Origin of the sequence: Virgibacillus sp. CM-4 (assembly GCF_000445495.1) — a bacterium.
In the GTDB taxonomy this organism is placed as follows: domain Bacteria; phylum Bacillota; class Bacilli; order Bacillales; family Amphibacillaceae; genus Virgibacillus; species Virgibacillus salexigens.
The window spans coordinates 605632-618384 of record NZ_AUQA01000002.1; the positions used below are offsets into that span (position 1 = coordinate 605632).

11 protein-coding genes are annotated in these 12753 nt (G+C 38.0%); 4 read left to right on the plus strand and 7 right to left on the minus strand.

The window, feature by feature from the left end:
• The first annotated feature begins 59 nt into the window (after window positions 1-59).
• The 4 genes from M948_RS26620 to M948_RS26635 all read left to right on the plus strand — a co-directional run bounded on the left by M948_RS26620 (window position 60) and on the right by M948_RS26635 (window position 4349).
• Entirely contained in the window at window positions 60-1481 is a 1422-nt protein-coding gene (locus tag M948_RS26620; RefSeq protein WP_021289438.1) for a MocR-like transcriptional regulator GabR, read from the plus strand.
• A 124-nt stretch (window positions 1482-1605) separates the two neighbouring features.
• Window positions 1606-2166 (plus strand): TetR/AcrR family transcriptional regulator, encoded by a 561-nt coding sequence (locus M948_RS26625; protein ID WP_021289439.1) that lies wholly within the window; start codon window positions 1606-1608, stop codon window positions 2164-2166.
• A 52-nt stretch (window positions 2167-2218) separates the two neighbouring features.
• A complete protein-coding gene (locus tag M948_RS26630) occupies window positions 2219-3037 on the plus strand; it encodes a purine-nucleoside phosphorylase (protein ID WP_021289440.1) in 819 nt (272 codons plus the stop codon).
• 88 nt (window positions 3038-3125) lie between these two features.
• On the plus strand, window positions 3126-4349 hold the full coding sequence (locus M948_RS26635; RefSeq protein ID WP_021289441.1) for a NupC/NupG family nucleoside CNT transporter: 1224 nt from the start codon (window positions 3126-3128) through the stop codon (window positions 4347-4349).
• Window positions 4350-4962: 613 nt separating this feature from the next.
• Here M948_RS26635 and M948_RS26640 read toward each other — a convergent pair.
• The 7 genes from M948_RS26640 to M948_RS26665 form a co-directional block, all read right to left on the minus strand.
• Window positions 4963-5826, minus strand: coding sequence for a protein phosphatase 2C domain-containing protein (locus M948_RS26640; RefSeq protein ID WP_021289442.1), 864 nt, complete (start codon window positions 5824-5826; stop codon window positions 4963-4965).
• 27 nt (window positions 5827-5853) lie between these two features.
• A complete protein-coding gene (locus tag M948_RS26645) occupies window positions 5854-6759 on the minus strand; it encodes an ROK family protein (RefSeq protein WP_021289443.1) in 906 nt (301 codons plus the stop codon).
• A 209-nt stretch (window positions 6760-6968) separates the two neighbouring features.
• Complete coding sequence (locus tag M948_RS43435) at window positions 6969-7136, minus strand: DUF6903 family protein (RefSeq protein ID WP_021289444.1); 168 nt, start codon at window positions 7134-7136, stop codon at window positions 6969-6971.
• The gene (gene gnpA, locus M948_RS26650; RefSeq protein WP_021289445.1) at window positions 7126-9297 is read right to left on the minus strand and encodes a 1,3-beta-galactosyl-N-acetylhexosamine phosphorylase; all 2172 of its coding nucleotides are present in this window, start codon (window positions 9295-9297) and stop codon (window positions 7126-7128) included. The genes M948_RS43435 and gnpA overlap by 11 nt, the downstream gene beginning before the upstream one ends.
• 9 nt (window positions 9298-9306) lie before the next feature.
• Window positions 9307-10191, minus strand: coding sequence for a carbohydrate ABC transporter permease (locus tag M948_RS26655; protein ID WP_021289446.1), 885 nt, complete (start codon window positions 10189-10191; stop codon window positions 9307-9309).
• 15 nt (window positions 10192-10206) lie between these two features.
• On the minus strand, window positions 10207-11097 hold the full coding sequence (locus M948_RS26660) for a carbohydrate ABC transporter permease (RefSeq protein WP_021289447.1): 891 nt from the start codon (window positions 11095-11097) through the stop codon (window positions 10207-10209).
• Window positions 11098-11365: 268 nt separating this feature from the next.
• Entirely contained in the window at window positions 11366-12694 is a 1329-nt protein-coding gene (locus M948_RS26665; RefSeq protein ID WP_021289448.1) for a carbohydrate ABC transporter substrate-binding protein, read from the minus strand.
• Between the last annotated feature and the right edge of the window lie 59 nt (window positions 12695-12753).

A 12753-nucleotide genomic window follows, 5' to 3' on the forward strand; every position in this document is an offset into this window, starting at 1 on the left:
TATAATGAAAAGTACCAGATTTTAAATTTAATAGGTACCAGATTAAGGAGTGCTTTCAAATGTTATTGAGATTAGATAAAACAAAGAAAGAAGCCTTTATTTATCAGCAAATTTATGAAGAAATCAAAGCGATCATCCTAGCGGGTAAGATTCATGCCAATGAAAAATTACCTTCTAAACGAACGTTGGCCACTCAACTAAACGTCAGTGTAAATACGATCACCCATGCATATGAACAATTACTAGCAGAAGGATACATCTATACAATTGAAAAAAAGGGGTATTATGTCGAAGCGATAACTGCGTTTATTCAAGACAAACAACCTGTTCGTACTTTACCAGATGATTTAAGAGAAGAGAGTGTGGATAAAAAAGGTTGGCTCTCCTTATCTCATATGGCTTCTGATATTACGAAATTCCCATTTAAATCATGGATCAAATGTCAGCAAAAGGCGATTAATCAGCATAAGCAGGAACTTTCAGAATTCCCGCATCCTCAAGGACCCTTCATTGTACGCAAAACAATTGCCAGGATGATTACATTATCTCGTGGTGTGGTTTGCGAACCCGAACAAGTTGTTATCGGCGCAGGTACCCAGCTGTTAATTCGTCAACTCATGGAAAGCAAAACAGAAAAAACGAGAATAGCCATGGAAAACCCAGGGTATTCCCGGTTTTATACCCTCTTAAAGAATATGGAATTTCCGGTACAGCTTGTCGACTTGGATAATAAGGGAATGAATATAGAAAGAGCGGAACAATCAAAGGCGAATCTTTTGTTTGTCACACCCTCCCACCAATTTCCAACTGGAAAAATAATGCCAATCTCTCGACGTATCGAACTGCTTAATTGGTCATTACAGAACAACGATCGTTATATTTTGGAAGATGATTATGACAGTGAATTTAAGTATGAAACGGACAACATTCCATCCTTACAAAGTTTGGATCGAAATCAGCGGGTTATCTATACCGGAACGTTTTCAAAAACGATTTTACCTGGACTTCGCATTAGCTATATGGTACTTCCACCAAAGTTATTGCGCGATTATCAAAATCACCATCAGCATTTGATTCAAAACAGTAACGCACTTGCACTGTATACGTTGCATTATTTTATTCAAACAGGAGAATACGACCGACATGTGAAGCGAATGAATCATTATTATAAAGTAAAAAGAAAAAAACTAGTCACCTACCTTCGATCTTACTTTAAACATACTATTTCGATTGAAGATATCCCTGCCGGCCTTCATTTTGTTGCAACGTTCAAAACGGAAAAGCGGTATGAAGAAGTTGAGACTCATGCTAAAAAAGAAAAGCTTGAGATTTACTCTATGAGACGGTTCATGTTACAACATCAACCCAAACAACCTGGAAAGATTAAATTAATTATCGGTTTTGCTAATTTACAAGATGAGGATATTGAAGAAGCAGTGAACCGGTTGGGGAAATGTGTAGGAATACATCATGGTTACTGAATCAGCTGATAATAATTAACCTCTTATAGTGTTCTATTTTGTATTGACAAATTGGTATCGCTTCCATAAAATATAATATGTAGACCGTTTGGTATAAAACTTTAATTGGAGTGAATGTTCTTACATGAAAAAAAATACTCGAGAAGAAATGATTAAGGCAACAGCAAAACTTCTGCAAAAAAAAGGGTATGTTGGAACAGGATTAAATGATATTATACAGCAAAGTGGTGCACCAAAAGGGTCTATTTACTACCATTTTCCAAATGGTAAAGAGCAACTAGCTATTGAAGCTATAAATTGGACAAAACAAGTCGTAACCAATTTTATTAAAGAAAAACTTACACTACATGACAATCCAGTAGAAGCTATACAATACTTTATAGCAGAGAGCGCAGAACGTTTTGAAAAAGACAATTACTTTATAGGGGTCCCTATTACTGCCCTTGTATTAGAAACGTCCTCAACCAGTGAAAACTTACGAAAAGCATGTAATGATGTATTTGAAGCCTGGTCTACAGAATTTTCTCAAGTGTTAGAAATAAATGGCTATGAAAAAGAGAAAGCAAACAAACTTGGCGAGTCCATAAATTCCATGATTCAAGGCGCCTTTATTGTATCCTTAGCTCGTAAAGATTCTTCTGCTATTCGAGGGATGTCTCACATGATACCTATCATTCTAAAATAGTCATTTTTTTATAAATTATGTAGACCGGTCTACTAAAACGGAGGTACAAATAATGCATAAGACAAATGAAATCCTGGAAGCGAAAGATTTTATATCAAGTAAAACGAATATTATCCCTGAAGTCGGAATCGTTCTCGGTTCTGGGTTAGGAAGTCTAGCTGACGAAATAGAAGATGCCGTTACTATCCCTTATGAAGATATTCCTTTTTTTTCTAAATCTGATGCGGCAGGACATGCAAACGAATTGGTTATTGGTAGATTAGAAGGAAAAAAAATCGTTGCAATGAAAGGACGCTATCACTACTACGAAGGCTACAGTCTGGATGAAGTTACATTTCCTATAAGAGTAATAAAAGCATTAGGTGCTAAAAATCTAATTATTACGAATTCTTGCGGTGCAGTTAATACAGACTTTAATCCAGGTGAACTAATGCTAATTACCGATCATATTAATTTAGTTGGTACAAATCCGTTAATCGGCAGAAATAATCCTGCCTTAGGCACACGCTTTCCTGATGTATCTGAGGTTTATAGCAAGGAGCTACGTAATTTAGCCTTAGATATAGCTATCGAAAATAATATTACATTACAAGAAGGTGTATACGGATGGTGGAGTGGGCCTGTTTATGAAACACCTGCAGAAATACGAATGATACGAACACTTGGAGGTGATGCAATCGGTATGTCTACTGTACCTGAAGCTACCGTTGCAATACACTCTGAGATGAGCGTATTAGGGATTTCTTGCTTAACAAATATGGCTTGTGGGATCCTAGACCAGCCTTTAAGTCATGATGAAGTTATTGAAGTTGCCGGCAAATCCCGAGAGAAGTTTGTTTTATTAGTTAAAAAAGTAATTAATAGAATTTAAACAAGTAATCAGGATGTACAATCACTTACATTCTGATTACTCCAAAAATGTCATAATTTTTATTTTATTATATACAGAGGTGTACAAAATGAATGTAATTTGGGGTATAGCAGGATGCTGTTTTATCATTTTGGTCTCTTTTCTCTTATCTGAGAACAAAAAATATATAAATATAAGAACAGTTACAATTGGTTTTTTTCTCCAAATTGTTTTTGGGTATCTTGTATTAAAATGGGAGTTTGGAAAAGAAGTACTTGCATATGTATCCACAGGCATCAACGATATTATTAACTATGGACATGAGGGAATTGCATTTGTTTTCGGTCCTTTAGCAGATAAGGACGGTGAACTTGCAGTCTTCGCTGTTAACGTATTAGGCCTCATTATCTTCTTAACCGTTCTAATAGCAATACTTTATCATTATGGAATCATGCAGTATATCGTTCGGATTATTGGAGGATTTATTTCTAAGATAATGAAGACTTCTTATGCTGAATCAGCAGCAGCTGCTGCGAACATCTTTGTTGGTAATACACAATCACCATTAGTTGTAAGGCCCTATATTGCCAATATGACGAGATCACAGTTATTTTCTGTAATGGTAGGAGGCTTAGCTTCCGTTTCTGGTGCTGTAATGGTTGGACTAGCTGCAATGGGGATTCCATTAGAATATTTACTATCAGCAGCCTTAATGTCTGCACCAGCAGGGCTTATGGTAGCAAAATTTATTATTCCGGAAACAGAAGAAATTAATGATAACGAGTGGATAAAACCAGTAGAAGCTGCTGCAAGCAAGGAAAAGACAAATATCATTGATGTTATTTTTGTGAGTTCAAAGGAAGGATTACACTTTGCAGTAAACGTAGGCCTCATGTTAATGGCTATCATTGGATTAATGGCGTTAATAAATGGGCTTTTAAATTGGGGAGGATCCCTTTTGGGATTTGACAACTTTTCATTAGAATTGATTTTTGGTTATCTGTTCGCTCCCATAGCATTTATTATTGGGATTCCTTGGGGGGAAGCTTTAACAGCTGGAAATTTATTAGCTCAAAAATTCTTATTAAATGAATTTGTAGCGTTTGCCCAACTATCTGAAATTATCGATAGCCTATCGGATAGAACATTAGCTATTTTGACTTTTGCACTTAGTGGATTTGCTAACTTTGGAGCAGCAGGCAGTATCGTTGGGATGCTAACAAACATGGCTCCTAAACGGAAGTTTGAAATTCAAAAACTAATGTTGAAAGCATTAATTGCAGCTACTTTAGCAAACCTTTTAAACGGGGCCATTGTAGCAATGGTTATCTAATTAAAGCGGTGTACATTGCCAGCTACATAATTATTGTTTTAGATACTTTTAAAAATAGGACCTCCTGTCTCTACTTTTATTTCATAGTTTGCCATACAGGAAGAAAAACGATAGGATTCCACTCTACGATGTATATAGCTTCCAAAAACTGGTTATCATTCCGTGTGTTAAGCTTGCCATCGACCATGTCACAGGTAAATGGGAACTGATTTGACTTGAAAAGAAACCAAACTTATATGTGTCGTAAGGTTCCCATTCGGTCCGTCGGAAATCAATAAAACAGCAATGCTCCTGTTATTAAGGATCTTTTCGCTTCCTCTGCTGCTATTGATTCAAACTACGACATGTATACACAGTACTAATTTCTGCTCCAGCAAGGTGTTTTTTGCGGACATCTTCAGCTCCCGTGGCAACAAAGACTGCTTCTTCAAGGATCTTCAGTTATCCTATTTCCTGCTTGAGTCAACTTCCTTTTGCTCCAATTATCGAACATTTATTTAGTGAAACAAGCATGTTATGACATAAGAAGACTCCATGTTAACAAAGATACATAGACTTCGACGTGAAAGCGAAGACAGCAGACTTAAAAGCAGTACAAATGTTAGTATACCGGTTATCGTTCTAATAATAGAGCCGTTTTATCGTCACTTTCCTTTAACCTTGGATAGGTTAAACAGGAGGCGTCTTGACTCTCTCGTTTCACTACTTCATTAAATAATGCCTCTACCCCCTGATTACATGCAATCTCTGCAGATTTCTCCCAAGCAATCGTGGTTTGCTCTCTTGTAGGTAAAAGCATACCATCCGTAAGTAATACTATTTTCGACACCTTGCTTAAGGAAACCGTTCCTGACTCCATAAATTGGAATGCTTCAGCAGTCCCATCAATCACCCCATAACCCCCTGATGTATTCATGTTCTCGCGATTTTGCATTAAAATAGGTTTTATCATTTCTCTTAATTGACTTAAATCCATATGGTTTCCTTTTTTCTCATGGAGTTTCATGAATTCTTTAAGGGCAAGCTGATCAAAATATTGGATTAGATCATATGTAATTGCACGTATTTCACCACTTTTATACTCTACAAATATCATGCAGTCTCCCGCGTGAAAAAAGTCCAATGCATGACCATTTGAGTGCAACTGAATTGCTGCTAACCCGGTTGAACTTCTTTGCTTTTTAGGAATATCTTGAATACTAGATATATTGCTGCCACTCCTAGCAAAATTATTAAATTGATCCACTAATTTTTGACCTAGTGTTTGATTCGCTCGAAGCACCCCATTATATAATCCATCAGTTTGCTTCAGTGCTTGCAACTGCTCTTGGACCGTATACGAAGCCAAGTAACCCGGAAGTCCATCTAATCCAGTAGCCCCATCTATTACAGCATATACATTGGCATCTTGATTAATAACATAGGAATCTTCGTTAATCGGACCATTCCCTTTTTGGTATACATGGGTGCATTTCATTTATATACTCCTTTCAAACTCACCTGTTTAGTTCGAATTAAATACCTTAAGACCAGAGCCTAGAATTCCTTGGTCATGATTAAAATGACTAAATTCCATATGATCTAATATATGAAGTTGCTCCTTTAATAAGTAACAAGCTAATTCTTCTTTCACTAATTGTAATAGTTGCGGGTTATGTACAGCAACACTTCCGCCAAATACAATCTTGTGTGGGTCTAGTAAACTAGTAATCACGTATAACCCTTGGGTTAAAGAGGAAACCAGATCTTGAATAATTATCTCAGCTTGTGCATCTCCTTTATGATATGCAGATAATACATCTGCTGAGGTAATGTACGAATCTTTAAATAGATCCTGCCCTCTTTTGGCAATGGCAGGACCCGAAGCAATGGATTCTAACCTTTCCATGTATGTCCCTTTGTTTTTCAAGGTAATTGGAATAAGCCCTAGCTCTCCAGCAAAACCAGCACCTCGAATAATTTCTCCACCTTGGATGATGGAACATGCAATTCCTGTACTTATCGTAATATAAGTAAATAAATCCGTTTCCGTCAGCTCTGCTTTCTTCCATTCAGCAAAAGCAGCCATATCTACATCATTATCAATGACAATTCGATTAACGCCCAAAGCTTCGCTTATCCGTTTTGTAAACGGAAAGTCTCGCCAAGGTAGATTATTCTGGAATACAGCTATTCCATTTTCCCTATCCACTTTACCAGGGATACCTGCACCAATACCAAATATATCACTTAATGGGATACTCGAATGATTCATCAGGGTCTGCACACATGTTATTACCTGTGAAAACATTTGCTCTTTATCAGAAGTATCACTTCTTACAACTTCTTTTTGAATTAAATCCCCATGTTCATTAACAATCCCACTTGCAATCTTTGTCCCACCAATGTCAATACCAATGGCGTACCTCATTTCCTTCCCCCATTCTAATGGCTTAGAAAAGGCAAAACCAAATGGAGTGTTTCCAAAATTGTTTTGCCTCTTCATTCCAGATAAAAAGTTTCATTTTTATTACATGCGTATTATGGAAACTTAGACTTTCATCACCAAGATTGGCAAAAAGCAAAAGTAGTTCGTGTTCAAAAAGGAGGATAAAGATGTGACAATTTAACCATCCTCTATTAAATGAATTTCCGATTATAATTCCAGAGCAGGAACAACAACCCCGCCAACCCAATTAATTGGGAAAATAACTCAAGTCTCCCAATTGTTCGTTGTCCATTAATGATCAAATACATGCAAAAGAGAAAAAATACGATTTTCAAGATACGAAACACCTTATCTTCCATCTTTGCATACCTCCCAAATAATCTCACTCGGTCCAAGGGTCACTACATGCTCAATACCGGTTCCAACATAAACATTTGTTGTCTGTGTCTCCGTTGAATTGTTAACAACTGCGTACATATTGATTTCTAAGTAGGCATGAACTTCACAGTGAATATTTGATGCATACCATTTCTTCAATTCCCTTTCTTTATGTGCTGCAAAAAATAATGCCCGCATAAACAACCGTGTGTTTTCATGGCTATATGGAAGTCCGGCCATATAAACACTTCGACCACTTCCAAATGGTGAACTAGCTAAATAAATGCCATCATCATTTTGTCCAAGAATCGTCGTCTGCTGCTCTAATGCATAGATGTTTTTTATCCCTTCACCGAAATGGAATACCTTAGTATCATCGGTAATAAAATGGGAATCGGTCGTATCGGTAAAATACTTGTTCGTCGATAAGCTAAACCCAAGTTCTTTATCCACACCTAATACATTGGCTAGTTGAAAATAACGTCCTTCGTGATGATATGCACTTGGTTCGCCAATCCCGATAAATCCACCGCCATGATAAATCCATTCTCTTAGTTTTTCTGTCAACACAGATTCCTTCCATATTTCCCCACCTGAGAAGGCTGTACCAGCATCTCCTGCATTTATGATCACATCGATGTCATCAGGTATATCATGATGTATCACATCGTCAAAAGAAAGAAAGGTAACTTCTGCATTTGAACCACTGAGCGCTTCCAAAATACCATAATAGGAATAGGTTTGCTTATACCACTTCCCATGGGCAACAGTGTGTGCCTGCCAGGATCTCAGTTGCCCCCAGGCATTCAGAATGGCCACTTTAATTCCTGTATAAGGCTTTACTCCTTTAATCTTGTCATAAATTTCGCGAAATTCCTCGGTAATGTGTTCCACATAGTCAACAAACGCAGGAAATTTATAGGCGAGGCTTAAATAGCCGCCATAGCCGATGCGATCCAGTGGTTTTCGCATCATAGCCCTTCTAGCAGACAACCAAATTTCATTCGCTTCAATAACCGGATCGTTCCCTTCATAAAATGTATCCGGGAAAAAGTAAGGAAGTAATCGCCCCTCGGTATAAGCAACATGCGGAATATCGGAAATAATTCGAAGGGTAGTTCCATCTCCAACACTGCCAACGACCGCATCCATATCTGTATCTTTAAAATAGTTGCCGTATGGTTCTGTTCCAATCCAATTATCTCCTAAAAACATCATTGCTTCCTTGCCGCTGTCGTGAACCATTTCAACCAGTTCTTTCACTTCTTGCGCAACAAATTGTTGAATGAAATCAATATAATCCAAATAGGCTGTTGAAGGAACGCGAAAGGTAGTGTTGTAATAGCCTTGATCTACGATATCTTCCGGTCTTAGTGAATAGCCTTTTTCCTTTTCAAAGGCTTGCAATGCCGCCACAGAAACGCTCGCTCCATAGCCAAACCAATCCACAAATTTTTCTTTTCCTAAATGATTAAATATCAATGTAAAATGATAGAAAAAGGTGGTAAACCGAACCACATCGGTGTCCGGATTTTCCTTTAGCCACTTTACCAAATAATCTTTAATAAATTGATTAGAGTATGGCTGCCGAGCATCAAAAGGGATTTCATGCGGTTTATCCCCCCAATCATTGGTCATATGATTGTACATTTGTGTCGGATCCCATTTCATATAAGCTAAAAAGGAGACCGTATATTCATGCCAAGGCTGTGCTTGATGAATAACTAATTGATTCTCTGCTTGATTGACTTCCCAACTATCTGGATTTACTACCTCACCTGTTGTCCGGTCAATTACTTCCCACCACTTTTTTGGGTCATGTACATAATCCGGTTCTATCTGTTCATCAAAGTACCCCTTCATAAATGTTACTTCCAGCTTCGTTCCAGTAGCCATATGATATTGGGACATGAGATAAAGCTGCTGAATTTCTTCCGGATGCTGTTCAGCAAATTCATTGTGACTTCGTGCCACAAAATAGGTCGTATATATTTTGGCATTTAACTGTTTGATTTCTTTATCCAACTTGGTTCCATCACTATCCCGCAAAGCATCTGCACCCCAACGGCTAAGTAGTTCCTTCGTTTCATTTAAAAAATTTTCCTCACTTGGTAACGTTACTCTTCCTGATAATTTCTTCATTTGATCCACCTATCCTTTCAACCCACCAACCGTCATTCCTTGTGTTAGACGTTTTTGCAGGATAATATAAAGAATTAATGTTGGGAGCATAACGATGACCATCCCCGCATACATTGGTCCATAATTCGCCGCTGCCCGCTCAGCCGCCATCAGATTTAATAAGCCAACTGGCAATGTTTGATTTTCGCCCGGCATTAATGTTAGTGCCAGAATATATTCGTTCCAAAAAAGTAAGAAGTTAAATAAAATAACAATGATAATACTTGGTCCTGCCATCGGCAGCATCACTGAAAACATGGTTTTAAAATATCCCGCACCATCGATACTTGCTGCTTCCTCAAAATCGGAAGGAAGTGTTTGAAAATAACTTGATAAGAGATAAATTGTAAACGGCAATGCGGTTGACGCATAAATGAGTGCAAGCATAAACCGATTATTTAACAGGAGTTCTTCGCCAAGAATAGTCCGGATAACCGTATCCCAATCTAGGAGCATGAGGAAAATCGGAACGGCAATATAGCTGATATTAATAAACAATCCTACCTTAACGAACGAGTTAATCATTTTACTTCCTCTGAAACTAAAACGGGATAATACATAAGCTGCTGGTAACGCTACAATCAGCAAGATTGCCAATGCCAATACGGTCACCACGGCCGAATTAAATAAGTAGTTTCCCATATTTGCTTCCTGAAATGCTTCGATAAAATTTTCAACATGGAAGCCAAGGGGAATCGACCATGGATTACCGTAGAATTCAGCATTTTGCTTGATTGATGCAAAAAACACCCATGCTACTGGTACAATGATTGATATTGCCAAGGTGATCAAAGCAATATAGATAAATAGCTTATACAACGTATCCGTTTGCGAACCATTTGATTTTTTCACCACTTCCTACCTCCTTCTCTAATACTCCAGTACATCTCGTTTTGTAATAAAATTTACAATCGCCGCTAAAGCAAAGGAGAAAATAAAAACGACTACCCCGATCGCCATCCCATAGCCATAGGTCGAATTTGTATACGCTTGATCATACATATAGAAAAGAAAAACCTCTGACGAACCATCTGGTCCACCGCCGGTCATTGCTTTTACAAGTAGGAAGCTCAAGTTAATCGTACTAATGATAAAAAACGTTAGTGTCGTCCGAATATTGTTCCAGATCAATGGTAACGTAATGCCGGTAAATTGCTTCATCTTGCTAGCCCCTTCTAGGGAGGCTGCTTCATAATAGCTCGCAGGTATACTTGCCATGCTAGACATATACATTACCATGTAATAACCAATAGCCTGCCACACCAATGCTCCTGCTACACTGTAAATAACAATGGTCTGGTTACCTAACCATTTCTGTTGTAAGGTTTCCAAGCTTAATAGATGGAAAATGCTATTTAATAACCCATTGGAAGGATCATAGATGGCAGAAAAAATCCCAGCAATTACGACAATAGATAAGATGTTTGGGATATAAAAGATCACTCGAAAAAAATTGCTGCCTCGGATCTTCTCTTTGGATAATATTGCCGCAAAGAAAACAGCAATCACGAAGGTAAAAATGGCAACAATAACAATTAATAGAATTGAATTTTGAAAGGACCGAATAAAATCCATGTCATTCCATAAAAGCTTAAAGTTATTAAATCCTACAAACTGCTGGTTATTCGAAAACCCGCCCCATTGATAAAGCGACATTCGAAATACCTCAATCGTCGGAATTACCATAAAAAGAATCAGTAAAATAAGTGCAGGAGCCACACAGACGCCAATAAATAGATTCCTAGATTTCTTTTTACTCATTATTCTCACCTCTTTCATGTGAAATCGCGTAGGGGGTAGGGGGCACAGGCAACATGTTCAAATAGAACTGTTTCATCACATGCCGGGTATCCTGAGTTGGGCAACTTCACCACTCATTCACGCGTCCGTCCACCTAAGTCACACATTATATGCAACATATCACCATCCAGGCATCCTTCGTCACCATTCGACGTACCTCACACCCTGTAACCAAATAAAACGATGAGTTTACGTTCCCACCGTTTTATTTTTATCTTTGGGTCGTCCATTAGTTCATAGCAGGTCTTAGCTGGTCACTTGCCTCTTCAATTTGTTTTCTCCATTCCTCCACAGAAATTTCACCACTGATCACACTGTCAATGGAACCATATAATGTGTCTCCGATGCTGACACCTGGAACAGGAGCTGTAGAAGCGAATGTTCCCATTGCTGGAAGTACGCCATCTTCTTCATATATATTGTAATAGAGTAGATTGTCTCCCTCCATTTCTTCTGTAATCCCCTTAATTGGCTGAACTGCTCCAGATTCTAAGAAGATAGAAGCTGCTTCATCTGTGTACATATAGGTGATAAATTCTTTGGCTGCTTGTTTATTTTCAGAAGCAGATGGAATCCACATCTGTTCAAAGAATGTAAATGCATAACGATCGCCGCCTTTTTCAAACGAAGGAATTGACATCATCCCCCACTCAAAATTATCCGCTTTAGGGGCTTCTTTCATTTCACCAACTACCCAAGTTCCATTCGGCATAAATAGTGCCTCATTATCTAAAACCAACTGCTGGTTCTTCGTAAAATCATTGGGGTTTGCATTTGCAACTGTATTTGGATGCGTATAATCAGCTAATTTTTTTATTGTTTCTAACACTTTCGTTGCTTCTTCAGTTTCCCATACACCATCTTCATAAGTCATTGCTGAATTAAAGAAATCTGTACCTCCTGAAGCATACAGCATTGATCCAACCATCGTGTCAAAATAGCCAGTTGTTGGATAGGTGAAAAGTGAGATTCCTTCTTTAGCTGCCTTCTCACCTAAAGCCCACATGTCACCCCAAGTTTTCGGAACTTCCCAGCCTTTCTCTTCAAATAATCCTGCATTATAAAATAACCCTGTAGGACTGTAAAACATAGGAGCTAAATAGGTTTCCCCATCTGCATATGGATTCGTAGCTAATGTATCACTGAATCCTTCCAATAATTTGTTATTTACCGCCATGTCTTCTCCATATACATCCATGTCTAGTACATCTGTAATTTTTTCCATACCATCTTCCTTAATAAGTGTTTCTGTTAACCCTTCTGGTCTACCTGTTGCCAATAACAATACATCTGGATATTCACCGGCTTGCATATTTGGCCGGATCACTTCTTCCAGGTTTTTTTCTACGGTTAATTCAACAGTTACATTCTCGTTAGCTGCTTCATATGCATCGGCTATCTTTGTCCACATGTCTCCACCATAACCGGATTCCAAAGCAGCCACATGTAAGGTTGTTTTCCCATTTCCTGTATCACCGTTTGCTGATTGAGATTCCGAGCAAGCAGCCAAACTTAGCACGAGTAAGCTAAAGAAAATCATAGACAAGCATTTTTTCATCTTGTACCCCCCATAGTTTTATTTACTATAGTTCAATCGTACCTAGTGTTAAGCGCTTC